Genomic DNA, 24853 nt, shown 5'->3' on the forward strand with positions numbered 1-24853 from the left:
CACACGATAGAATATCGCCACAACTCAACTCAACCCATCACGTCATCCTGTCAGCATTGTGGTCCGCAAGCTACCCGCCAGTCCACTTCGAAGAGCAGCGTCAAGCACACTTTCCCGTAATGCCAGAACGCCAGTCCTTTCAATCCACTCCCACATTTTCTCCCCATACCGGGCACTATGTCGGTATATTTGCAAGCAGGTTGCAGCCATCAGGACCGCTTCTGCCGGGACTTCCTCCAATCCAAGCAGCTGCCCCTGGCGAACCGGATGCTCTGCATGGCCACCGGCATAAACCTCCCAGCCTGCTGGAGATCGGGATATTCCAATATCGTGGACAAGTACACCTCCGGGATACGCCGATCCAGGACAAATAGCAACTGTAACCAACGCGGGCAATGCGAGACTTCCCCATAAAGTTGTCAACCGCTCTCTGAGCCAGGCTACTTCTACAAATGCCTGATCCATCAGGTCCGACTCAACAAAAGCCCGATTCTCGGCATTTAGGTTCGTAAAGCGCAGACCCGCAGAGTGCGCTTCTCCTCCGTACTGCGGTGTGACCTGAACCGCAACACCAGCACCTAATGGATTTGTCGCAGATCTGTCGCGCAACCCGAGGGATTCCAAGTAATAAAGTACAGCCGGACGACATAATTCACACCCCTGCTGTCTAGTCCAACCGAGACGGGACACTACTTCATCTGGAGTCTGACAGACTGCGTCCACCATAGCTGTTTTAAGCGAATCATGATCGTAATGCGTACATCCACACACAGGGACAACTTCTTGGGCGGTCGGAGTAACTACAGGCCCGGAAACTGTCGATCGGGACAAACTATTTTTGACCAGTGCAGCCACCAGCGGCCGACAGCCTCCACAGGAACCGGATGCTTTGGTCCGGCTCTTCACCTCTTCCACCGTCTTCAGCTTATCCGTGGCAATCGCTCGCAAAATATCCCCCTTACTCACGCCGTTGCACGCACATACCGTTTCCTCTTCCGGCAGTGCGGCTGCCGCATCCTCTGCTCTGCTTCCGCTGTTATCCCGGGATGTAAGCTCTGTAGCGGGCGCGCCGCGCCGTACCATTCCGAGCAGCGAGGTGCTCTCCGCCGTATCTCCGAACAAAATGGCGCCAGTGACAGCGCCGCCGTGCATCATTACTTTTTTGTAAACCTTCAGCATCCCGTTATATTCCATGACTGCTGTCTCGTTTCCCTCATCGCGAATGTCTCCTACGGAAAACACATGGATCCCCGCTACCTTGAGCTGCGCATACGGAACCGTCCCTTCATAGGGAGCCGTTTCACGACCACAAATAACTTTTGCCAGCACTTTGCCCTGCTCATATAGCGGCGCCACTAGCCCGTATGAAATCCCGCGGTGCTCAGCACATTCGCCGACGGCATAAATACCGGGAATACTCGTGCGCATATAATCATCCACGACAATGGCACGGTTTACGGTCAGACCGCTGTCCTGAGCTAATTCGATATTCGGTCGGATACCAACCGCCAGCACAACCAAATCCGTTTCCAACCTGTTCCCGTCCGCAAACATCAGTCCTTGCGCCCTGTTTCGGCCTATGATGTCGACCGTTTCCTTCGCCAAATGAAACCTCATGCCCTGTTGTTCCAGCTTTCGCTGCAGAAGCACAGCCGCCGTCCGGTCAAGCTGACGGTTCATAAGGTACTGCGCATTATGAACAACCTCAGTTTCCATCCCTAGATTCAGCAGGCCTTGAGCGGCTTCAAGTCCTAACAGCCCCCCTCCGATAACCGTGGCCTTACGGTATGTTTTGGCAAATCTCGCCATGGTTTCACAATCATTCACATCACGAAAAGCGATTACTCCCTGTTTTCGAGCTCCGGGAATGAGCGGCATGAAAGGCAATGAGCCCGTTGCCAATATGAGCATGTCATAAGGTTCTTTCATGCCGGATTCCGTTTCCACCATCCCGGCTGCAACATCAATACGACAGACGCGTTCACCCGCGTACAGCTTTACCCCGTTCTCTTCATACCAGTCCCAGTCATGGGTAACGATATGTTTAAATGAGCTCTCCTCCTGAAGCATTTTGGACAGGAGCACTCGGTTGTACCCGGGACGGGGCTCTGCACCAAATATCGTGATTTGGAACCGCTCTGGCTCCAAATCGAGTATTTCCTCCACACATTTGATGCCTGCCATACCGTTGCCGACGACGACCAGTTTTTTCATCATATTAAACCAGCCCCATTCTCCGAATAAAATAAGACAGAAAAAGCCCTTCTCCATTCAATGGAAAAGGGCACCGTTGCCGTAAATGTCGGCACATCGTTGTGCCGATATGTATCTAAGATTACTGAATTGTGAATGTCATGTCAACATTCAATACATGAAAGCTATATTTTTCACCTTATATTTAATTTTTTTGCGATTTTGCGTTATGTATATTGACATAAAACAGTTCCTTTTTTATAATTTGATTAAAATCACTCCAACGTGATCATACCATCTCGACTCACAATGAGGTGTGTCAACCACGGCAATGAAGCCGCAAACCGTTTCCTAGATACCATGTAGGGGCGATTTGCGGCTTTTTCATGTTCAAATTACATTTTGCAGACAAAGAACAACAATTAGAACAGGAGAGATGGAGAATGAACAAAAAAAATTTCTGGAAAAGCGGACACAAGCCCACCCTATTTGGCTCCTTTCTGTATTTTGATATCAGTTTTATGATATGGGGAATGATCGGACCGTTGGCCGTTGTAATTGCCAATGATTATCCAATGGACCCTGTACAAAAAGCCAATCTTGTCGCCCTACCCATACTCGGTGGTTCCCTGCTGCGGCTCGTGCTCGGATTCATGTCGGATTATATCGGTCCGAAGCTCACGGGACAGATTGGTATGCTTGTTACGATAATCCCTCTCTTGCTCGGCTGGCTGTGGGTTGATTCGCTGGAGCACTTGTACGTTGTTGCCCTGCTCCTGGGCGTAGCCGGAGCATCATTTGCAGCTGCGCTGCCGTTGGCCAGTCAATGGTACCCCAAAGAGCATCAAGGCTTGGCTATGGGGATTGCCGGTGCTGGTAATAGCGGTACCGTCCTTGCGACTTTGTTCGCCAACCGCATTGCTCAACATTTTGGCAGTTGGGAAGCCGTTTTCGGATTGGCCATCCTCCCCATCTTAACCGTCTTCATTCTGTTCAGTATTTTTGCCCGCAACAGCCCTCACCGCCCGGCACCAAAAAGTCTGTCGCAATATGCTTCGGTGCTCAAACAGAGGGATGCCTGGGTATTCTGTGCCTTTTACTGCGTGACTTTTGGTGGATTCGTTGGCCTTTCTAATTATTTGACTATTTTCTTCAATACCCAATATGGCCTCTCCGCGGTACATGCTGCCGATTTTGCGACCGTTTGTGTGATTGCCGGAAGCTTCTTTCGTCCTGTAGGTGGCTTTTTGTCCGATCGGATTGGTGGTTCACGCATGTTAATGTACTTGTATGCGGGAGCCGGGATTATGCTCGCCGGCATTGCGTTTTTACCGCCACTTCCCGTGGTAGTTGTGCTGCTGTTCGTAGGCATGATGTGCCTTGGCGCTGGCAACGGCTCCGTATTCCAACTCGTTCCGCAGCGGTTCGGCAACGAAATCGGGCTCATGACCGGCATTGTCGGCGCTGCTGGTGGCATAGGCGGGTACTTCCTCCCCCTTATACTGGGTCATCTGTACAAATCAACGGGTTCCTATATGCCAGGCTTCATCTCTCTGAGCCTAATCACGTTCTGTGCCTTTACCCTCGTCATCATAATGCAATTGAAATGGCGTAACAGCTGGATGCAACGCTCTGCTACAGTTACTGATGAAGCCGTCAATCGCATCGGAGAATTAAATGCCTGATGTTCATTAAACATAGAGCTGCGAAGCATTAAATTTTGTCCCTCAACCATCCCTATAGCCAAAAAATAGCTTAACTTCGTTTATATAAAATGAAGTTAAGCTATTTTTCATGCACACTTAATCGAACTGTGCCTATAAAACTATGATAATTATCACATTTAATAAAAATTTTCCGAAAATATCATGAAAATTAAATGAAATTTTCATTCGAAAAACATTGAAAATTGCTTTCATTTTCATATTTTTTCTTATGTAAACACTTATATAACCATTTTTCACACAACATACTTGTTCACTTGGTTTAAAATAAGGCGTATACTTGTTCACGAATTGTTCAAGGATTAATTAAATGTAATTTTTTAGAAAGAAGGAATTGGAAATGCGTGCTTTTCATTTTACGGAAGACGGATCTATCGAAACTAAATTAACCGGAAAAGATCTACTTGCCAACCCACTGCTGAATAAAGGAGTAGCTTTTACCCTGGAAGAACGGAAACAGCTTGGACTTGACGGTCTCCTTCCTCCTACGATATTAACTATTGAGGAGCAGGTTCAACGAGTTTACGAGCAATTTCAGAGCCAACCGGATAATTTGCGTAAAAATGTTGCCTTAAATGATCTTTTTAATCGGAATACGGTCCTTTATTATCGTTTGCTCTCTGAGCACCTAAGCGAAATGCTCCCGATTGTTTATACACCAACAGTAGGCCAGGCTATACAGGAATACAGTCATGAATATCACAAGCCTGGTGGTATGTATTTATCTATTGATAATCTGGCGGGTATTGGAGAGGCTTTTAAGAATTTGAACCTAGACCCTGATGATATCGACCTGATCGTAGCCACAGATTCCGAGAGTATTTTAGGAATCGGGGACTGGGGAGTCGGAGGTATTAATATCTCTATTGGTAAGCTTGCTGTGTATACAGCTGCTGCTGGTATAGATCCTAGCCGAGTACTGGCAGTTGTTCTTGATGCAGGTACAAACAACGAGAAGCTATTGGAAGATCCTTTATATATGGGGAATCGTCATAAACGTGTACGTGGAGAACAATATGACCAATTTATTGACACTTATGTTCAAGCTGCACTTTCCTTTTTCCCGAATGCCCTGCTGCACTGGGAAGATCTCGGCAATGTCAACGCACGGAACATTATCAATAAATATGGAGATAGTATTTTGACTTTTAATGACGATATTCAAGGTACTGGAGCGGTTACACTCGCAGGTGTGAAGTCCGGTGTTCAATTGTCCGGAATCCCACTGAGCAAGCATCGGGTTCTAGTCTTTGGCCCAGGAGCTGCTGGAATCGGCAATGCAGACCAAATTAGCGCAGCCATGATGCTGGAAGGACTGTCGGAAGCAGAAGCAAGACGTAACTTCTGGGCTTATGATTACCGCGGCCTGCTTACCAACGAAACAGAAGGACTTTTTCCATTCCAAGTCCCTTATGTGCGTGATGTTGCAGAATGCCGTGACTGGGAACATGCTGAAGATGGCAAAATTCCACTGCTTGAAGTCATTCGCCGCGTAAAACCGACGATTATGATCGGTACTTCTGGTGTTACTGGGGCATTTAGTGAGGAAATCGTTAAAGAAATGACCAAGCATACAGAACGTCCTATTATTATGCCTATGTCCAACCCGACTCCACTGGCAGAAGCAACTCCGCAAGATTTGATCCACTGGACCGAAGGAAAAGCCCTCATTGCAACAGGAAGTCCTTTTGAGCCGGTGATCTATAACAATATTAAGTTTGAAATTGGGCAATCCAACAATGCTTTCGTGTTCCCGGGTCTTGGTCTTGGTGCAATCGTGGTAAAATCCAAAATTATAACAGATAGCATGTTTGCAGCTGCTGCCCATGCAGTAGCTCAAATGGTTGATTTGTCGCAACCTGGTGCTTCCCTGCTACCAAAAATCAATGAATTACGCGAAGTATCTGAAGCTGTAGCCGTCGCCGTGGCTAAGGCAGCAGTTCAGGATGGAGTAGCGCGTCATCAACCGGACGATATCGCACAAGCGGTTCGAGATGCGATGTGGGACTGCAAATATAAACCAATCAAACAATATGGTCAGGAAGCGGTCCTGGTTTAAAAAATAGCGAATAACATCAAATTTGTATTTGCATACGCAAAGTGATTATTTAACTGATGTCCGCCATTTTTGGCGGACATCTTCATTGGAGGCGACATCATGGCTACAGGTCATATTTTTATTATCTTAATCCCCATTTTCTTTGTCATTTTAATTGGTTATTTCGCAGGATTGTTTAAGGCTTTTAACCCTGCTTCTTCTAAAGGATTAAATACACTCGTAACGAAGTTTGCTCTGCCTGCACACTTGTTTATTGGTATTACGACGACACCAAGAGAGACGTTGATTCAAAAGTGGCCCTTTCTTGTGGCTTTGCTACTTGGTGTGATCGGCTTTTATATTGTTTTGCTCATTGTTTATCGCTTAATTGCCAAAAAAGGCCTGACTGAATCCTCCATATTCGCATTGAATTCAACACAGCCTTCTTTTGCATTCATGGGAATTCCGGTTTTGGGAAGCCTGTTCGGAAGTGCGGCAGTCGCCATCCCGATTGCGATTACTGGGATCGTCGTTAATGCCATTCTTGATCCGCTTGCAAGTATTTTGGGAACGGTCGGCCAGCGCAAAACAACAGAATCCGACGGCACTAAAGGCAACTTATTTAAAGTCACTATGAAATCAGTCCTTCATGGACTCAGCGAGCCGCTTGCCTGCGTACCCTTGTTTGGTGTCGTATTGACTCTATGTGGATTCCACGCTCCGAAACTTTTGCAATCCATGTTTGATCAAATCGGCAATATTACTGCTGGTACAGCCCTATTTGCCATTGGGGTAACCATTGGTATCAAAAAAATTACGTTCAGTCCAAAAGCACTTAGCATCGCTGTGCTGAAAGCCATCGTGATGCCTATTGTTATGCTCGGTATTGCTGTTCTGATAGGACTATCCCATGAAGATGTAACCAAAGCCGTACTGCTTGTCGCTTTTCCCGGCTCGGCTGTGGCCGCTATGATTGCTACCCGTTATGAAACACTGGAAACGGAAGCTGCATCTGCATTTGTTATTAGCTCAGTCTTATCGCTTATTTCATTACCCTTGCTCATTTCACTTCTTTTATAAGGGACAGAAACTTAAGAACCCTCAATGCAATCCAGGTATTTATAGGTATAAAGCATACCCGTTCGCTCTCATTTATCTTATTTTTTAAATATTGTTTGAACAATAAACTGATTTAGTAAGATTATTTGGAAAAACAACATAAAATCCAGTTTTGCCGACAAGCGGCGGTCCCATCGTTTCATTCACTAGGGGGCCGTCGTTCTTTTTGAATAACCTTCTTCTCTCCCTTTTAATAAATACCTAACATTTAGAAAGCAAATTGTCGAAATATATATGGGGTAGGTTGTATTATGAAACTAAATTGCTAATTCAAAGGAGAAGAAAACGTGAAAAACTTGAAGTGGAGAACTATGTCCTTTTTTGGTAAAAATCTATTAATCTCTTTTCTTAACATCGTATTAATAGGTGCTATTCTCATCACATCCAGCTATATACTTCAAAAGAATATTCTCACCACGCAGCTGCAAGACCAAGTTAAAGTATTGACTAAAAAATGGGCAGAAGATGTTGACAAAACAAAAGTACAACAAGCATTAAGCGAAAAAGATTATAACGGTTCTGCTCAACAGGATTTACGCAAATTCCTAGATTCTATCCACACATTTTATCCTAATGTTGCCCAAGCTTACATATTTGGCACAGAACTAACAGAAGGAAATCAAACCTCCATTATTGGCGTTCCTACAAATTTAGTCCAAGCTTTCCAAGACTCGAAGATGAATATTGGGGATATGTACACTCTTCCAGACGAAAATGTACAAGGTGTAAATAAAATGCTTCAATCTAAAGACTCAGCGTTTAGCAGCTTTTATACTGACGATTTTGGTACATGGACTACCATTGTTTACCCAATTACAGATGAAAGCGGTAAAATCACAAGTGCGATATACTTTGACGTAGACGCGAGCTCTGTACCTACCGGACTTCATAAATTACTTGTATATGGTGTTTCATTGCTCATTCTGTTCCTTGCGATCTTCTTAACGATCCAATATTTATTGGTAAAACGGACCTTATCCCCGATTCGTAGCTTGATGAAGGGAATTGAGGAAGTCAGCGAGGGTAATCTGAATGTAAAAATCAAGACAGGCGAGGACGACCTTGGCATTATCAATCAAAAATTTAATTCTATGATCAAACGCCTTAACGATACAATGGTGAAAGTACAGGATACGACGCAAGAAGTTACGGGATCTGCCCAGGAATTGTTAAGCATTAGCGAGAAAAACAGTACGAATACGAACGTCATTAACAGCAATATTCAGGAAATAACCCAGGGGCTTGAAGCTCAGGATCACGCAGCACTTGAAAGCTCCAGAGCTATGAATGAAATGTCGACAGTTATCCAAACGATTGCCGAGAGCTCCTCTTCCGTAGCGGATCAAGCTTATTCTATGGAGAAGCGCTCCGTTGAAGGCAACCAGGTAGCCCAAAAGCTTTCTACTCAAATGGACTCCATCTCCACTACAATGGAAAGTACAGCTGATTCCGTTAATGCGCTGCAGAACCGTTCTAACGAAATCAGCAATATCGTTAGCATCATTACAGGCATTGCCAGTCAAACGAATCTGCTTGCACTGAACGCTTCTATCGAAGCTGCCAGAGTCGGTGAAGAGGGCAAAGGTTTTGCAGTCGTAGCGGGAGAAGTGCGTAATTTGGCTGAACAGTCTCAAGAGTCTGCCAAACAAATTGCAGAGCTCATTGAAGAAATCCAAAGAGAAATTGAGCAGACTGTAAAAAGCATCAGCCTTGGTACAAAAGAAGTTCACATTGGGCTGGAAGTTACGAAGCAAACAGGTGAAATGTTCTCTGAAATTTTAGATGCGTCTAATAAAGTGTCGTCACAAATTCAAGAGGTATCCAGCGCAACGGAGCAGATCTCGGCCAGCACGCAGGAAATGTCAGCTACCTCTGACGAGCTGTCTTCGACAGTTAGCAAAACAGTCGGCAGCAGCAAACAAATCGAGCATACCATTGGAGAGCAGGCTGAGTCTATGGCTTCTATTGTCCAGGCTTCTGACAAACTTACATTGATGTCCGGGGAGCTGGAAGAGCTCATTTCGTTCTTCAAGGTGAACCGGGAAGCCTAATTTTATAACTTCCAAGTAACTCAAGATAACAATAAAGAACCTCTAGTCTGCATAGAATGCGAACTAGAGGTTCTTTGATATACTCTTACGTACTTCTTAATTTATAAACCCTTCCAAAGCTGAGGTTGGCTTACCGTCAGCCTGCCAAGCACCTTTGTTATAACCTTGATTGTAACCTGGAGTTGCAGCCGGCTCCCAATAAAATACCCCTGTACCTTTGCCGCCTCCGATGTTCCGAACCTTCGTTTTGATTGCAGAAATAAATGCCTTGGAAGCAACAGGTTCGTTATATTCCATCCCGATTTCACTGATGACAATGCCTTTGCCGTATTTTGCAATGAGGTTATTGGCATTGGTAATCGTCTGATCCACCTTGCCCTGCCAGTCAGAAGGAGACGGATACAGAGACAGCCCGATGAGATCAAACTGAGCTCCATTGTCAATCAGTCCGCCGATATTCCAGTTCAACACGGAACCGTTATCCCCGTTGGCTAAATGTACTATCGTTTTAGTACTGCTGCTTACCGATTTTACAGCATTATTACCTGTATTGACGAGCCAGGCATAGTTTTTCATGTTCACCGAAGCTTTGCCGTCTTCCCAGAGCATTCCATTGTTCGTCTCATTACCGATCTGCACCCAGTCCGGTGTTACCCCCTTGCTTTTCATCGTGTTCATAACATAGACCGTATGAGACCAGACTGCATCCATGAGTTGTGTAAATGTGAAATTGCGCCACGCATAAGGTTTGTTCTGTTGCCCTGGATCTGCCCAGGAATCACTATAATGTAGAGTCAGCATAACGCTCATACCCAATTTTTTAGCTCGCTGCGCCAGTTCTGCTGCCTTTTCGGCATTCATGTATCCGCTTGCATAATCTTTCATGTCAGGGTTTACCCACACACGGATACGTACCGAGTTGATCTGATAGTCATCTCGCAAAATTTGCAGTATATCTCGACGAACACCCTTTTTATCCTTCCAAGTCATACCTTGCGCTTCCATTCCTGCTACCCAGCTTATATCTGCTCCTTTGGCGAAAGCAGGGGCGGCCGAAGCCGCACCCAACCCTACAGAGCCGAACGGATACAATAAGCTGGATAGCAAGATCAACATCGCAAACACGATAGTGCGGTTACCTGTTTTCATAAGTCATCTCCCATCCGAATTGTATACTTCTCATTGCCTCTGACCAATCTACCAGTTCCCTCACTCGGGAAAACGACAGAGATCACACTTTAATATCATGTTCTATTTATTGCGCTCTGTCTTTAAAACCTTAACAGTGTAGGCATCCAATTGAACGCTACCGTCTTCTATCGCATGATTTTCAAGCATATCCGCATAAGTTCGTCCATCCAACGTAATCTTTTGCGACTCATGCGTGAAATTCAGTATAAAAATATAATCATGAACCCCATCGGTACGAATCGCCGTATTCACTCCATGAGGCAACTTCACATTGAGCGCTTTACTGATTCCTGCATCATCAATTAAACTTCTGTAAAAATGACTGTGGAACAGTCCGGTGTTGCGTGATGCGATGTAATAAGCCTTTCCCTCTCCCAAACGGTTCACCGTCAAAGCCGGGCGTCCTGCATAAAAGTCTGAGCCGTACACAGCCAGTACCTCTGCACTCTCCGTATGAATGAGATCACACAATTCTACAGCTTCATACTCCCCTTGCAGATCCAGCTCATTGCCTTCAACCGGCAAAATGTGATTACGGTCATGATCATGCAATCCGTCAATCTCTTCCGACCAGATCCCCAGCGTCTTACGAAGCGGCCCCGGAAAGCCTCCAAGGAAGCACAAATCATGTTCATCTACAATACCAGACCAATAGGTTGCTACGAAAACGCCACCGTTTTCAACAAACTTCTGTATACGCTCCCCCACACCGCTGCGGACCATATACAACATCGGAGCTACCAAAAGTTTGTATTTGGAGAAATCTGCATCCATATGAATGACATCTACAGGTACACCCTGCTCCCAAAGTGCGAAATAATGCGCTTCAGCTGTCTCTTCATATTTCACACCTTTGTTGCGTGGTCCCTGTGAATCGTTGATTCCCCAACGATTCTCCCAGTCAAAAATGACTGCGGCCTCCGCCGGTACAGAAGTACCGATAACCTCCTCCAGTTTTTCCAGCGCATTGCCGACCTCTGTCACATCTCCGAATACACGAGTGTGCTCATGTCCAACATGATCGACGACTGCACCATGCAGCTTTTCACTTGAACCGCGGCTTTTCCGCCACTGAAAATATTGAACGGTGTCTGACCCATGTGCCACAGCCTGTAAAGACGATAGCAGATGCATTCCTGGTCGCTTCAGCTTGCTTACGTCTTGCCAGTTCGTCAAACTCGGCGTACTCTCCATGAGCATCCAAGGCTTGCCTCCCTTGATTGAACGAATAATATCGTGCATCATGGCCACTTTAGCAGCCTGACGGCTATCATCTCCCTCACGGTCATGCCACGTTGGGTAACTATCCCAGGATATAACATCGAGCAGATCAGCAAACTTCCAGTAATTCAACCCTTCAAAAAACTCCATTAAATTGGTTGTGACCGGAATTGCTGGATTTGCAGCCTTGAGCGGCACAATCTCATGTTTGATAAAATCTGCGGTCTGATCGGTCACAAACCGTCTCCAGTCCAAATTCAGGGCATGGACCTGTGTTTCACCGTGAGGTGCCGGGGACTCAACTTGGCTCCAGTCCGTAATCGTATGACTCCAAAAGGTCGTCCACCATGCGTGATTAAGCTTGTCCAGCGTACCGTATTTCTCCTCGACCCAAGTACGAAATGCCTCCTGACAATAATCACAGTGGCAATCTCCACCAAATTCATTGGAAATATGCCAGCCAATAACAGCCGGATGGTTAGCATAACGCTCGGCTAGCTTCGTATTCATGATACGTACTTTTTCCCGGTAAACAGGCGACGTAGAACAGTGATTATGGCGAAACCCATGCAGGTTACGGACACGGTTAGCCTCCACACGCAGCACCTCAGGATATTTTTGTGACATCCAGGCTGGTCTTGCCCCACTAGGAGTGGCCAAAAATGCATAGATTCCGTTCTCAGCAAACGAATCTAGAATACGATCCAGCCACTCAAACGTAAATACACCTTCCTCAGGCTCCAATGAAACCCATGAGAAAATACCGACAGACATCACGTTGCATTTGGCTAGTTTCATTAGACGGATATCCTCCGCTAACACCTCAGGGTAATGCTGCCATTGCTCCGGGTTATAGTCCGCGCCATGCAGCATACGTGGAACTCGCTCACTAATGGGAGGGTACTTGATTATGTTTTGATTCGTCACTACAAATCATCTCCTTCTATGAATTCTGTTACTCTTTGACGGAACCTAGCGTCATACCTTTAACAAAATACTTTTGTAAAAATGGATATACAATGAGAATAGGTGCTGCACCAATGAAAATTTGCGCTGCATTAACCGTCGTTTGAGAAAGTAATTCCATCTCTTTGGGACTCATGCTCATGGAACTCATGTCCTTCTGGATAATTACAGTTTGCAGGAACGTCGCCAGCGGATAATCCTTTGCATTGCTCAAATAGAGCAGACCATCAAACCAGGAGTTCCAATGAAATACCATACTAAACAGCGCAATCGTGGCAATGGAAGGCATGGATATCGGTAAAAAGATACTAAACAATGTCCGAAAATGTCCTGCTCCGTCGATCAATGCGGCCTCTTCCATCTCTTTGGGAATTCCTCTAAAAAAGTTCAACATGAGGATGACCAGAAATGTATTGACCGCTCCTGGCAAAACAAGTACCCAGAAGCTGTCCATAAGATGGATCTTTTGAATAACCATATAGAATGGAACCAGACCACCGTTAAAAATCATGCTGAATACGAACAACCATGAATATACGTTTCTGCTACGGAACACAGATGTTTCCTTTGAAAGTGGATAAGCAGCTAAAAAGGTAATAAGCAGTGTCAAGCCGGTTCCCAATACAGTCCGACAGACAGAAATCCAGATGGAGTGCAGAAAAATCGGGTTATTCATCGTCTTCTTATAGGCTTCTAATGAAAATTGCACCGGCCACAGTCCAACCAGATTGGCATCTGCTGCTGATTTAGCACTAAATGATACCGCCAACACATGAATCAGCGGAACGATACACATGATGGACAAAATCACAAGCAAGCAAATGTTAAACACATTGAAGATGCGGTATGGCGTTGTTTTATGATACATGACTCTCCCTCTTTCAGCCTCGTGGAATCAAAATATGCGGTAACCTGCCCATTTGTAAGCAAGTCGATAAGATATCAGAATGAGAATCATACTGATAACGGATTTGAACAAGCCGATTGCGGTGGCAAAGCCCATTTCCCCATTGATTAACGCTGTCCGGTAGACGAATGTATCAATAATATCGCCTTTTTGGTAAACCAGCGGATTATAAAGGTTGAAAATCTGGTCAAAACCAGCATTCAGTACATTGCCAAGTGCAAGCGTTCCAACAACGACTACCATCGGAATTAACGAAGGTACAGTGATGTGCAGCGTCTGTCTCCAGCGGCTCGCTCCATCCATTTCAGAAGCCTCATACAACGAAGGATTAATACCCGCCAGTGCAGCAAGAAATACGATGGTGTTGTATCCGAACTCCTTCCATATATCCGATACAATGACAGTAAACCGAAACCAGTTATTTTCTCCCAGAAAAAAGATAGGCTGGATCCCGAAACTACCGAGAATACGATTCATAAATCCATCTGTAGCCAACAGGTCAATCAGAATTCCGCCCAAGATGACCCACGAAAGAAAGTGTGGCAGATAAACCAGTGTCTGAATGGATCGCTGAAGGCCGACCTTGCGAATTTCATTCAGCAGTATAGCAAAAACAAACGGAACCACCAGATTGAAAAACATCTTTAACACAGCAATAATTAGTGTATTCCAGACGACTTGAAGACTGTCCTCCCGTTGAAACAAAAAGCGGAAGTTATCCAGTCCAACCCACTCGGAACCAGTTATGCCTAGCCAAGGTTTGTAATTTTGAAAGGCCATCACGATGCCGCCCATCGGAATGTAGCTGAATACAATTAAGAAAATGATGGCTGGCAGCAGCATGATATGAAATGGCCACGTACGTTGCAGACTTCTCATTGCAGTTCCTCCTGTAACTCTCATGGTATACTTCAATTATAAAAGCGTTTTCGCTGTCCCAACAGTTCAAAAAACCAACATACATGGCACAAAAGCAATCATTTTTTAAGCTCGCCAAACGAATAAAACTTTTTTTCAAACACACCATGATAGCGCATTCATTTCCACTCGATACGGGTGAAGCTGTAGTAAAAAGGCTGCCCACCTCGGGACAGCCCTCCTACTCTGTTACAACATCATTGGTTTTTACTTTTCGACGCTTTTATACCATTCGTTTACTTCTTTAGTAATTTGTTCGCCACCAGCTGTTTTCCACGTCTGTACAAAGGTATCAAAAGCAGAGATCGGCTGCTTGCCATAAATAATTTCATTGAAGGTCTGACTTTCAATCTTATCCAGATAGTCCTTTTTAGCCTTCATGGTTGGCGTAGTAGGGCCTGTGAACTGATCTTTCATGGAGATATCCTTCTGTTCCATAAGCACTTTGGCAGCTGCGGGAGTATCTTTCCCGTAGTTCACCATTACATCTTTCTCCAGACGGGTCTTCGGTTCTGCGCCGTTAGCCAAACTTAACAAGGCCTTCATTTGGGCATCAGGTATACGCGCACCATCACGAACCAGCAAATAACGAAAAGAGTTTACATAACCGCCTGGTATTTTATCGATAGACATTAGCTTTCCGCCCGCATCCAAATCATAATCGTAGCCCTTAAACAGCCCATTCGACAAATCGCCGTCCGGTTTGGCATTAGCATAATGGTCAAACAAATAATTTTGATAAGTGAAAAAAGCTTCAGGATGCTGCATTTGTTTGTTGATTAATACAACACCATTGGTATATTGCGTTCCGTGACGCATGGCTTTATTGTCAGGACCCGCTGGAATCTTGATCGGCTTCCACACGGCACCCGGCGCATTTTTGACTGTATCCTGAAGCGGCCAGCCGCTCATCCAATATGGCCCAGGAATCATACCGGCTATGCCTGCGACTGTAGGTTCTGACGTTTTATTTTCATCCCACAATGCTGCTTCCTGAGGGATGTATCCCTTTTTGAGCCACTCGCTCAGCTTTTGCAAACCCGGCTTCATGCCAGGCTGCACGGAGCCATATTCCAAACTGCCATTCGTGCCTTTGTTCCATTGCTGAGGTAGAGTGCCATATGCCCCGAAAATCCAGGACGGGTCACCCATCCAAGTGTTCATGGATGTTTTGAAACCGATGCTGAGCGGAATCACTTTGTTCGGAGCCAGTCCGTCCGGATTTTTATTTTTAAAGGCATCCATCACTTTTTCCAGATCATCCATCGTCTCTGGAGCCTTCATACCCAGCTTATCCAACCAATCTTGTCGTACCCACAATACATAATCATGGTTATAGGCAAAATCAAGCACAGGAATGCCCATTTTTTTGCCATCTCGGCTATACTGATTCCATACGTTTGTATCCTGATTCATCGCCTGCTTCCAGGAATCCGAAGCGTACTTGTCAAACAACGGACCAGCCTCTGCAAACATACCAGAATCGATCATGTCCTGTGCCAGTTGCTCATTCTCCGTCCCCAGTACAACGACGTCCGGCATCTCCTGGCCGGAGGACATAGCCAAACGCAGCTTCGTAGCAAATGCGCCATTCGTATCCGTGACGGACCAAAGTGATTTGATATTAATACCGAATTTCTCTTTAGCCCATTTTGTCGCAATGTTATTTTCGATAGATTCACCATTTTTAAATTTTAAGGCGGGATCTACACCCCATACCGTGGAAATTGTGACTTCTGGATTGTATTTTTCTTTGTATACGTTTTCAGTTTTAGCTGTGCTGTCCGCATTCCCATCATTTCCCGCACCTGAGCAGCCCACAAGGCCAACTCCTAATACCATAGTTGCGGCGAGCAACGACAACAACTTTTTTTTCGAATGAACTCGCATATTGTTCCCCCTCTAAAAATCATTTTCTACTCTTTTATTATAAGAGGGCTTTTCTTCGCAGCCTATGTCACAAAATAAATATTTCTGCACCTTTCCCAACTGATCTTTACTCATCTCATTTTTACTGGTCCCTAAATTCATGCGGAGTCATTCCGTAATGCTTTTTGAACATCTTACTGAAATATTGGGGATTCTGATAGCCCAGTTCCGTCGTAATTTCGTATATTTTTTTATTGGAATATTTGAGCAAATAAAGAGCCCGCTCCATTCTCATTCGGATAATATAGTCACCCAAACCTTCTCCGGTTTCAGCTTTATAAATTTTAGACAGATAGACTGGATGAAGATAAACCTGATCGGCAATCGTCTTAACAGACAGCTCCTGACCTTTATCCTGGGAGATGAGCTCCTGAACCTGCTTGACCACATAGCTTTTAGCGCTTTGCTCGCTTGCGGACCATTCAGATTTAAGTTTGTTCATCATGGAAAGTATCCACTCTTTGAGGTGGGGAAACGAATGAACCATTTTCTGCGCATGTAACGGATCGAAGCCTACTTGATCCATCTGTGTAATGAAACGTCCTTGTTTGTGCGCTGTATACATAAAGGCACTCGTCACCGAAATAAACAGCTCATATAAATGCTCGCGTGTATATCCCACCTCTTCCATTTTTCCAAATACACGGTTCACTTTCGCTTCGGCCTCTTCCCATTGCCTGGACTCTAGCAGATGGGTAAGCGTAGGGTGCATATAAAGCCCCTCCAGTGACTTAACTGAGCTGTGTGGCTGTTCTGTCTGTTCTTCTATGAATAGCAGTGTATCCGTCTCCTCCTGATGGTTCCAGTATAAGGATCTAATCGCTGTCTGATATAGCTTAGGCAGCTCCTCTGGAAACTTAAACCATCCGGTTAATGCAACGTAAATTTCCCCTTTCAAGTAATTGCTCACATTTTTTCGAAAGGTTTCAATCGCCGCACTCAAAAAACGATTCTGCTCATCCACACTCCGTTCAGGAAATGAATTCCAATTCCCTTCTATTAATACAATTAAGCAGTCATGCGGCGCTTTGCAATGCCAAACGTGAAAATCAGGTGCGAACACTTCTTCGGCAATATTTCCAATCGCATACTCAATTAAGGAGACTGAATGATAGTCCATATCAGAAAAATGCTTCCCTAGCTGAATAAGCAGCATACTGGCAGGATGTCCCGTGCGTAGCTTGATTTCGTACTCGGACATTTTGCTCTCTATTTTTGGTACTGGCAAATCACGCCCGAGTAGCAAATCATGCATCAAATGGGTCCGCAGTACACCAAAATCGTTTCTGCGGCTATATTGTAATTGATGAACCTTGTCAAATGCTTCCCATTCTTCCTTTAGAGAATCCATGGCAGCTGACACACATTTGATAAACTCTTCATCATCCACCGGCTTTAAAATGTAATCAAAAGCCTTAAGCTGGAGCGCTTTTTTAGCATATTCAAAATCGGCATAGCCTGTCAGTAACAAACTTCGGATATGTGGCCATCGTTCGTTTACCTCAACAATCAACTCCAGTCCCGTCATGCCAGGCATACGAATATCCGTAACCAGAATATCAATATCGTACGCTTCCAGCACATCCACCGCTGCTAATGCGGAAGCCGCTTGATGAACCCTCTCGATGCCTAGCGTCTCCCACGGAATGGTAGCTGCCAGACTTTCTGTTACATAACTCTCATCATCTACTAGTAATATCTGAACCATCTGGTCCCTCCGTTTTAACTATATTCGAATTTGGCGAAGGCTCAATTAAACCATTCGCATGCTCTGCTTCTGTTGAGATCGACCATTTTAAAACTGCACGCAATCCTCCCAATGGAGACAAAGAGAATTCCAGTCCTGCATCTTCCCCAAAATGTAATCGCATGCGTTGATGCACATTCCACAAACCGTATCCATGATCCTCTTCCACAGGCTTGTCAAGCGTTGATGTCAGGGCAGTTATAGCCTCTCTACTCAAACCGAGTCCGTTATCATCCACAATCAGGTACATATACGAGCCAACACGCTCGGTTAAAATATGAATTATACCATCCTCCGCTTGAGGCTCTATCCCGTGCAGCACCGCATTTTCCACCAGTGGCTGCACTACAAGCGGGGGAATCAGCAGACTGCTGGCCTGTGAAGAAACATGAATTAAGAACGTTAGCCTTGGCATACGCATCTGCTGTATGTTCAAATAATATTGAACAAACTCGACTTCCTCTGACAATGGAACCAAATCCCGCTCCTGTCTTGTCGTATACCGATAATACCTGGATAAATTATGAGCCATGGCAACAACCGCCTCATGATTGCGCAGCTTTGCCATACTTGTAATAAACGAAAAACAATTATAAAAAAAATGCGGATTGATTTGTGACTGGAGCTGCTTTAGTCGCGCTTCCTTGACATGTAGCTGCTCAACATACACCTTCTCAAACAGCTCCTGAATCTGTTCGACCATCAGATTAAATTGACTAGACAGGAAAGCAAACTCGTGACTCCCCCTTAGACTTAATCGAACAGCATAGTCTCCATCCTTTAGTCTCCGAAATGCCCGCACAAGCTGAAGAATCGGCACTTGTACCTGTGAATGAAGCAAGTAAGCGCCAATCAAGCCTACCAGCAGCGAGCCAACAACAGTTATATAAAACAGTCGATTCGATGAGTAAATCGGAGACATCATATCGGACAAAGGCATGTAATCAATCAAATACCAACCAGTCGTTTGCGAAAGAACGGCATGTACCAGGTAGCTTTCTTCTCCAATTTTCACGGTCAGATTATCAACTTCATGGAGTCCCATTTTTTCCAATTTAGAAATCAGCTTTCCAGACAGCTCTTCATTTGCAGTACGATTAAAGATCACTCCTACACCTTTTTTATAATAAAAAGGCTCCTTTCGACCATCACCTTTGAAACGGTCAAGCATGTCCTGAATATTACTGCTGTCAAATTCAACCTTAATAATCGTGTTAGCGGTTTCTGGATTACCAAGTGAAGAAAACGGGGATAATGTATACAATGAAAATATAAATTGGTCTTTCCCGTATGACCTTTTTTTTGATACCTGCCAGCCGTCTTTTATCAGCTGATTTAGTTTTTTCTGGTCATACAAGCCTGCTCCATTCTCCGATACAACCCGTCCAAGCGAAGGAGAATAGATACTCAGCCCGGTTCTCCAATTAGAAGAGCTTTCCTGAAGCCCAAGCTTGGTTTGGATCCGTTTGACAAGATTAATTCCATCCAGATTGAGAACCTTGTCCTTCAAAAAAATCGCTTGAAAACTGGCTACATCGGGATCATGAATCAGCAGATGCGGCCAGGAGGAAATCATTTCAATATTCGTATTCACCTGGTTTTGAAAAAAAGTCAGCTGATTATAATTAGATTGATTCAGCTCCTCACGTAATACACCTGTCGTTGTCTGATTAGAATAGACATACAGGATCAGCATAGGTATAAGCAATACGATAACGATGGAGACGATTTTAGTATAAAAATTAAATTTAAACATGAGTTCTACACATCCTCTGCACAAAAAACAGGCATACTTAAATGGTATGCCAGAGCCCTGACCTTCGTTGCCGTCCGTACATACTATACATTACTAATGGTTGGCGGTGATAAAATGTTTGATACTAAGCAAATGGAATGGTTCAGTCAACTATCCGCTGAAGATTTGGCTATTTTAGGTGCCGGCTTCACTGCACTGGGTGATTTTTTCGCTTTTTTGGCATTGATTAAAGCCAAACAGGAGCCTAATAAGGGAAATAATTTTGTGGCTCTGGTTAGGGCCAAGCAGGAGCCTACTAAAGGGAAAAAAAAGTAACGATACGATCCCATAACATATTATTTGACGACAAATTTTACGCGAGTTCCATCTTCAAACTCATCCAGTTGGTGACTGACCCATGATCCTGCCCCACGATTATCCTTAGGGGCTATGTATTTGATATTTGCACCTTTGCCTCCTTCTGAGCACATAGCCATCGGCCATTCGTCACGATCGTATCCTTTACGAGTGGGAACACCTGCAAGCGAATGCTTGCGATTTTGCTCGGCTCCTTCACGGTCTATTGTGCATACCGGAGATTTTCCCGCCTGAATGGCTTCCTTAATATGCTGCGCCGTTTCAGGGTAACGACCTGACGGGAATTGCAGCGTAACCTGAGCCGATGAAGGCGGGTTCTCTCCTGTCATTTTCGTAAGAAGATTGCCTCCTTCAAACCAGTACGCACCCAAAGCTAGCAGCACTAAAGCTATAAAACTTAGCAACTTTTTCTTCAATTTCCCTCTTCCCTTCAAGCTATTCCAGTAGATTCCTTCAACTAAGGTAATCCCCGGATTTTATTTTTTGTAACCCCTTACTGACTATAAAAAAAGGTTGAATACTCGACGACAAATAGTATAGAGAGGAGGTTGTACGAATGAACGATGAGATCAAACTGGCCGTGAGCCAAATGCAAGCCGTTGTAATCCGGTTACTGAATGGAAGTACCGTAATTGGCTGGCCTAAGCTCCTATCTGACCAAGAAACTCAGCAATTCAAGCTCTATGATGACGAACACGTATATACGATTTCCGTTAATGACGTGGATACAGTCGCAAGAGTTATTGTATAAGATACAGGAAGCGACTTAATGAGACATCCAGCGGACAAGCCCAAACAAGGCGCACCACAGGAGAAGACTGATCAGAATCCCCCAAAATAAACCTTTAAAAAGCTTCATACCATACTGACAACCTTTCCTACTGGGCTTTTTCCCCATTATAACATGTCAGAAAGACAGCTGTCGCAGCTTGCTCTTATATCATCTTCGCATCATATATATTAAATTTTAAAATCACGACACAACGGAAAGAATGAAATAATTCCGAAAATTAGGCCTGATCACCAGTGAAAATGCAATCATGACATAATAAAAGTCACATTTTAATCAAAATTTAATGAAAGTTTTCCGAAAATAATGTATAATTATTGACATAATAAAACGCACGAGGTGATCATCATGGCATTATTAAACAGAGTTCATGAATTAAAATTGCAACTGCCTAACGAGCATCATAGCATTTCCCAATACGTGGAGCATGCATTGCATTCGATTGACAGTTTTGTGGAGCAACATCGTCAGTTTATAGCCGCTCAGGCTCTATATGGGGAAAAAATCAATGGTACGGAAGAAAGACTGTTCCGAGACACAATTTCTGAGATTAAAGCCCAACTGGTAGCTACCTTGGAAAAGACAGTTGAAGACTTCGCACACAAAGGCGATAAGCACTGGAAAAATCATTATCAGGACGGCGTAGAATAAGCTGAAAATAACCCCTGGTCTTTGGACCGGGGGTTATTTTGTATAAGTGGATGTGGCAATATGCGTAGACTATTTTAACACTCTGGCCGATGTCGCTACAGTCTTACCACCATAGACTACTTTGATACTGGAACTTCCGGTATCAATCGCCTTCACCTGACCGCCATTAACCTGTACGATCGACGGTTTGGAAGATGTCCATACCGCTGAGCTTGTCACATTGGTAGTAGCGCCTGAATCATAAACTGCATTCACACTAAGCACTTGAGAGGAGCCTTTAGGCAGCTTCAGGTTTTTATTGCTCAATACCAGTTTGAGCAGCTTAGGTGTGACCTTGATCTCAACGTTAAACGACTTATCTTGATATGTGCCCGTAATCGTTGCTGTTCCAATTCCAACGGCTTTAATGGAAGAGCCTTTTACGATCGCTACGGAAGCACTCGATGATGTCCATTTCACTTTACTGCTCAGCGTAGCTTTTTTACCATCCGTATATATGCCGATGACTTTGATGGACTTACTTCCTTTCAAATTCATATCAGCACTCGAAAAGCTTGGTGTCAATGTAGAAATGGCTCCTTCCACAATGACAGGTACTTTCACATATTTGTTCATATACATAGCCTTGATTCCAGAGTTACCGCCATTTACCGCTTTTACTTTACCATTTGCTACTGTAACTGCGGCTGTTGTACCTACCCAGCTTACCTGATTGGTAACATCCAGGATTCCGCCACCAGCCATGTGTGCTTTTACTGTCGGAATACTTGCTTCTTGGCCTGCAACCAATACATATTTTTTCTCAGAAGCCGTCAGCTTGAGCACTTTGTATTGCACAGTCACTGGAATATCCAGTTTGAGCGCACCTACCGTTGCTGTCAATGTTGCACTGCCTGGGTTCACTGCAATCAGCTTACCATTTGCTATTTTAACTGCACTTTCACTGCTTAAGCTCCATTTTACATCGGATTGAACTGCTTTTTTTGCTCCATTGACCAAATAAGCAGATATACTCGGAAGAGAAGTTTTGCCTCCTGTTTCGAGAGTCAGACTGGCTTTGCTTGAAACCAGTTTTTCAACCGTCGGAAGTACATTAATCTTCAGAGTCTTGCTCAAACCGTGATAGGACGCTGTAATCGTCGAATTGCCTGCATCCATCGGTGTGATTTTACCTTGCTCGACTGTGGCAACCAGCGGATTGGAGGAAGTCCATTCTGCCGTGTTGGTCACATCTGTCTTGCCGCCAGTCAGGTTGACATCGGTTGCACTAACCTGAATTGGGGAGCTACCCAGAAAGACCGATTTGGACCCAGTTTCATTCAATACTAATGCCTGAGAAGAAGAACGCACATACACAATCGTTTGTGCTTTGAGTTCATCTTTACTTGCTTTAATGTAAGTCACGCCTTTGGCAAGTGGACGAACCAGACCATCTTCAACGGTAGCAACAGCCGCATTCGAAGAAGTCCATTCGACACCGGATACACTTTCCGTCCCACCTCCAGTAAGTACACCTTGAGCAGTCAATTGTTTTGATTCTCCGCCAATCGTCAAATTAATGGGACTAGACGGATTTAATTGCAACTTGCTGTAAGGCGATTTTACTGTAATCGTTGTACTTACCGTTTGCTGCTCATATGTGGCAACAATCTTAATCTGCCCTTTTGACACAGGAGTAATGAGTCCCTTATCTACCTTTAAAATGCTTGAATCCCCAGAGATCCATTCTGCCTTTTGTGTAACATCTTCTTTGCCCTTTTCTGTCAATGACCACACTTTTAATTGAGCGGGGCTTCCACCCAGATTCAATATAGTCGGATTTTGACTGTCCCACTGTACCGTGGAGGTCGTGCTCTCCTCAGCCCGGATCAAACCCGCTGGCCATGCTGCAAATACAAACATTAGCAAAGCAAGTAAGAAGGTACTCCGTTTGCTCATACGTTTCATACGCTCCATTCGTTTCTCTCCCTTAGTTTCATCTCTATAAAATAGGATATAATTAACAATCCCATTACTTTTATCGGTTAGCAGCTAACTAAATTGAACCCTTCATCAAAAAAAGGTGAATAATTACAGTTAAAGTTCTCCACGCAGTGACCTTACCACAAACAGATGCTCTTCTTTAGATAAGGTTTGTCCATCTTCAAGAATTACATCGTGTGCCGAGTGACTGACCAGCTTTACATTATAAGCAATCAACTGATCCTCTCTCCAAATCGTCACCGCCGACTGAAAATGAATGGCATTATCAAACTGTAACGGAACGCTCATTACATAACCGATAGCGTTCAGCTTCGCCGGATGGCGGCTTCTACGCTCACGCCCCGGAGGAAGCATGGTAATATGCGTAATATTTTCAAAAGGAATAGCCAGCATTTTCGGGCCTAAAATAACACACTTTCGTATATCATCCCATTTTTCAAGCGTGCCGCGCACCTTCTGGGTATGACCGTTGTTGCCGTGATATAAAATGACCTGACGTCCCTTCCACTGACGCATGTCCTCACCTCCAGTGCTAGCGGTTAGGAATCTCCCACCGAATAGGCTCCATTCCATGCTCCTGCAAAAATGCATTGGTACGCGAAAAAGGCTTGCTGCCAAAAAAGCCTCTGTGAGCCGCCAATGGACTCGGATGAACGGATTTCAGCACCAAATGCTTGCTGGTATTCACGAAGCTTGCTTTTTTCTGAGCATGGCTCCCCCACAAAATAAACACTGCTGGCTGCTCGCGCTCATTAATCGCTTCAATGACAGCATCCGTGAAACGTTCCCAACCTATTCCCTGGTGAGATTGCGGTTGTCCTTCACGTACGGTTAACACGTTGTTTAGCAGCAGCACACCTTGCTCAGCCCAAGGAACGAGGTATCCCTGATTCGGAATGGGAGTGCCGATATCATCGCGAAGCTCCTTGTATATATTTAGTAGAGATGGCGGTGTTCGCACACCAGGTCTAACAGAAAAGCTCAAACCGTGAGCTTGTCCCTCTCCATGATATGGATCCTGTCCCAATATAACCGCTTTGGTCAGATGAAATGGCGTTAATTTGAGTGCGGAAAACAAGTCTTCTTTTGGAGGATATACCTTATGTAACTTGTACTCTCGGGCTAACGTATACCTTAATTCATTAAAGTATGGCTTTTCGACCTCTTCTCGTAGTACATCATCCCAGTCATTCTCAAACATACCCCTGTCTCCTCTCAATATGTAGATCTGTGAAAACGGTAAGCTTTTTGATCCAAAAAAATAAGCTGAACTCCTCATCCGGAGCCAGCTTATTTATTCGTTACCTGTGTT

General features: G+C 44.6%; 19 protein-coding genes. 7 read left to right on the forward strand and 12 right to left on the reverse strand.

Going from position 1 to position 24853, the window contains the following annotated elements; genetic code table 11:
- Window positions 1-42: 42 nt before the first annotated feature.
- The gene (gene nirB, locus KAI36_RS16570; RefSeq protein ID WP_220025444.1) at window positions 43-2217 is read right to left on the reverse strand and encodes a nitrite reductase large subunit NirB; all 2175 of its coding nucleotides are present in this window, start codon (window positions 2215-2217) and stop codon (window positions 43-45) included.
- Window positions 2218-2636: 419 nt separating this feature from the next.
- Between nirB and KAI36_RS16575 the strand changes: the two genes are divergently transcribed.
- From KAI36_RS16575 to KAI36_RS16590, 4 genes are all read left to right on the forward strand, one after another.
- Window positions 2637-3878 (forward strand): nitrate/nitrite transporter, encoded by a 1242-nt coding sequence (locus tag KAI36_RS16575; protein WP_220025445.1) that lies wholly within the window; start codon window positions 2637-2639, stop codon window positions 3876-3878.
- Window positions 3879-4257: 379 nt separating this feature from the next.
- On the forward strand, window positions 4258-5976 hold the full coding sequence (locus KAI36_RS16580) for an NAD-dependent malic enzyme (RefSeq protein ID WP_220025446.1): 1719 nt from the start codon (window positions 4258-4260) through the stop codon (window positions 5974-5976).
- 99 nt (window positions 5977-6075) lie between these two features.
- Entirely contained in the window at window positions 6076-7035 is a 960-nt protein-coding gene (locus KAI36_RS16585) for an AEC family transporter (protein WP_220025447.1), read from the forward strand.
- Between the two features lie 326 nt (window positions 7036-7361).
- Window positions 7362-9125 carry a methyl-accepting chemotaxis protein gene (locus tag KAI36_RS16590; protein WP_220025448.1) on the forward strand — a complete coding sequence of 588 codons (1764 nt, stop codon included), beginning with the start codon at window positions 7362-7364 and terminating at the stop codon, window positions 9123-9125.
- 96 nt (window positions 9126-9221) lie between these two features.
- On the opposite strand, the gene KAI36_RS16595 is transcribed toward KAI36_RS16590, so the two are convergent.
- The 7 genes from KAI36_RS16595 to KAI36_RS16625 all read right to left on the reverse strand — a co-directional run bounded on the left by KAI36_RS16595 (window position 9222) and on the right by KAI36_RS16625 (window position 19760).
- Complete coding sequence (locus KAI36_RS16595) at window positions 9222-10274, reverse strand: glycoside hydrolase family 53 protein (protein WP_220025449.1); 1053 nt, start codon at window positions 10272-10274, stop codon at window positions 9222-9224.
- 102 nt (window positions 10275-10376) lie between these two features.
- Window positions 10377-12464, reverse strand: coding sequence for a beta-galactosidase (locus KAI36_RS16600; RefSeq protein WP_276572447.1), 2088 nt, complete (start codon window positions 12462-12464; stop codon window positions 10377-10379).
- A gap of 28 nt (window positions 12465-12492) precedes the next feature.
- Window positions 12493-13371: a carbohydrate ABC transporter permease gene (locus tag KAI36_RS16605; RefSeq protein WP_069010559.1), complete on the reverse strand. Its 879-nt coding sequence runs from the start codon at window positions 13369-13371 to the stop codon at window positions 12493-12495.
- 27 nt (window positions 13372-13398) lie between these two features.
- Window positions 13399-14289 (reverse strand): ABC transporter permease, encoded by an 891-nt coding sequence (locus KAI36_RS16610; protein ID WP_025718416.1) that lies wholly within the window; start codon window positions 14287-14289, stop codon window positions 13399-13401.
- 246 nt (window positions 14290-14535) lie between these two features.
- On the reverse strand, window positions 14536-16218 hold the full coding sequence (locus KAI36_RS16615) for a type 2 periplasmic-binding domain-containing protein (RefSeq protein ID WP_220025450.1): 1683 nt from the start codon (window positions 16216-16218) through the stop codon (window positions 14536-14538).
- A gap of 121 nt (window positions 16219-16339) precedes the next feature.
- Window positions 16340-17965 carry a response regulator transcription factor gene (locus KAI36_RS16620; RefSeq protein WP_220025451.1) on the reverse strand — a complete coding sequence of 542 codons (1626 nt, stop codon included), beginning with the start codon at window positions 17963-17965 and terminating at the stop codon, window positions 16340-16342.
- A complete protein-coding gene (locus tag KAI36_RS16625; protein WP_076159414.1) occupies window positions 17940-19760 on the reverse strand; it encodes a sensor histidine kinase in 1821 nt (606 codons plus the stop codon). The genes KAI36_RS16620 and KAI36_RS16625 overlap by 26 nt, the downstream gene beginning before the upstream one ends.
- Window positions 19761-19874: 114 nt before the next feature.
- Here KAI36_RS16625 and KAI36_RS16630 point away from each other — a divergent pair, with 114 nt between their 5' ends.
- Complete coding sequence (locus KAI36_RS16630) at window positions 19875-20075, forward strand: hypothetical protein (RefSeq protein ID WP_220025452.1); 201 nt, start codon at window positions 19875-19877, stop codon at window positions 20073-20075.
- 20 nt (window positions 20076-20095) lie between these two features.
- Here KAI36_RS16630 and KAI36_RS16635 read toward each other — a convergent pair whose 3' ends face one another.
- Window positions 20096-20533, reverse strand: coding sequence for a NucA/NucB deoxyribonuclease domain-containing protein (locus KAI36_RS16635; RefSeq protein WP_209942798.1), 438 nt, complete (start codon window positions 20531-20533; stop codon window positions 20096-20098).
- A gap of 140 nt (window positions 20534-20673) precedes the next feature.
- Between KAI36_RS16635 and KAI36_RS16640 the strand changes: the two genes are divergently transcribed.
- Together KAI36_RS16640 and KAI36_RS16645 are read left to right on the forward strand one after the other, a co-directional pair.
- A complete protein-coding gene (locus KAI36_RS16640) occupies window positions 20674-20868 on the forward strand; it encodes a hypothetical protein (RefSeq protein ID WP_013310963.1) in 195 nt (64 codons plus the stop codon).
- Between the two features lie 387 nt (window positions 20869-21255).
- Window positions 21256-21558, forward strand: a complete 303-nt coding sequence (locus tag KAI36_RS16645; RefSeq protein ID WP_013310964.1) for a hypothetical protein — start codon at window positions 21256-21258, stop codon at window positions 21556-21558.
- Between the two features lie 69 nt (window positions 21559-21627).
- Here the strand turns inward: KAI36_RS16645 and KAI36_RS16650 are convergent, their stop codons facing one another.
- The 3 genes from KAI36_RS16650 to KAI36_RS16660 all read right to left on the reverse strand — a co-directional run bounded on the left by KAI36_RS16650 (window position 21628) and on the right by KAI36_RS16660 (window position 24742).
- A complete protein-coding gene (locus KAI36_RS16650; RefSeq protein WP_220025453.1) occupies window positions 21628-23514 on the reverse strand; it encodes an Ig-like domain-containing protein in 1887 nt (628 codons plus the stop codon).
- Window positions 23515-23634: 120 nt separating this feature from the next.
- The gene (locus tag KAI36_RS16655) at window positions 23635-24057 is read right to left on the reverse strand and encodes a hypothetical protein (RefSeq protein WP_023989366.1); all 423 of its coding nucleotides are present in this window, start codon (window positions 24055-24057) and stop codon (window positions 23635-23637) included.
- Between the two features lie 16 nt (window positions 24058-24073).
- Window positions 24074-24742, reverse strand: a complete 669-nt coding sequence (locus tag KAI36_RS16660; protein WP_071641636.1) for a uracil-DNA glycosylase — start codon at window positions 24740-24742, stop codon at window positions 24074-24076.
- Window positions 24743-24853: the final 111 nt, after the last annotated feature.

The sequence above is a fragment of the Paenibacillus sp. S02 genome (assembly GCF_019454065.1).
GTDB classification, from domain to species: Bacteria; Bacillota; Bacilli; order Paenibacillales; family Paenibacillaceae; genus Paenibacillus; species Paenibacillus polymyxa_B.

Bases quoted from the DNA above. Each gene is read 5' to 3' on its own strand.
- KAI36_RS16645 (WP_013310964.1), top strand. From the start codon at position 21,256: ATGGCATTATTAAACAGAGTTCATGAATTAAAATTGCAACTGCCTAAC.
- KAI36_RS16595 (WP_220025449.1), bottom strand. From the start codon at position 10,274: ATGAAAACAGGTAACCGCACTATCGTGTTTGCGATGTTGATCTTGCTA.
- KAI36_RS16580 (WP_220025446.1), top strand. From the start codon at position 4,258: ATGCGTGCTTTTCATTTTACGGAAGACGGATCTATCGAAACTAAATTA.
- KAI36_RS16625 (WP_076159414.1), bottom strand. From the start codon at position 19,760: ATGTTTAAATTTAATTTTTATACTAAAATCGTCTCCATCGTTATCGTA.
- KAI36_RS16640 (WP_013310963.1), top strand. From the start codon at position 20,674: ATGAACGATGAGATCAAACTGGCCGTGAGCCAAATGCAAGCCGTTGTA.
- KAI36_RS16660 (WP_071641636.1), bottom strand. From the start codon at position 24,742: ATGTTTGAGAATGACTGGGATGATGTACTACGAGAAGAGGTCGAAAAG.
- KAI36_RS16650 (WP_220025453.1), bottom strand. From the start codon at position 23,514: ATGGAGCGTATGAAACGTATGAGCAAACGGAGTACCTTCTTACTTGCT.
- nirB (WP_220025444.1), bottom strand. From the start codon at position 2,217: ATGATGAAAAAACTGGTCGTCGTCGGCAACGGTATGGCAGGCATCAAA.
- KAI36_RS16615 (WP_220025450.1), bottom strand. From the start codon at position 16,218: ATGCGAGTTCATTCGAAAAAAAAGTTGTTGTCGTTGCTCGCCGCAACT.
- KAI36_RS16620 (WP_220025451.1), bottom strand. From the start codon at position 17,965: ATGGTTCAGATATTACTAGTAGATGATGAGAGTTATGTAACAGAAAGT.
- KAI36_RS16630 (WP_220025452.1), top strand. From the start codon at position 19,875: ATGTTTGATACTAAGCAAATGGAATGGTTCAGTCAACTATCCGCTGAA.
- KAI36_RS16605 (WP_069010559.1), bottom strand. From the start codon at position 13,371: ATGTATCATAAAACAACGCCATACCGCATCTTCAATGTGTTTAACATT.
- KAI36_RS16585 (WP_220025447.1), top strand. From the start codon at position 6,076: ATGGCTACAGGTCATATTTTTATTATCTTAATCCCCATTTTCTTTGTC.
- KAI36_RS16575 (WP_220025445.1), top strand. From the start codon at position 2,637: ATGAACAAAAAAAATTTCTGGAAAAGCGGACACAAGCCCACCCTATTT.
- KAI36_RS16610 (WP_025718416.1), bottom strand. From the start codon at position 14,289: ATGAGAAGTCTGCAACGTACGTGGCCATTTCATATCATGCTGCTGCCA.
- KAI36_RS16655 (WP_023989366.1), bottom strand. From the start codon at position 24,057: ATGCGTCAGTGGAAGGGACGTCAGGTCATTTTATATCACGGCAACAAC.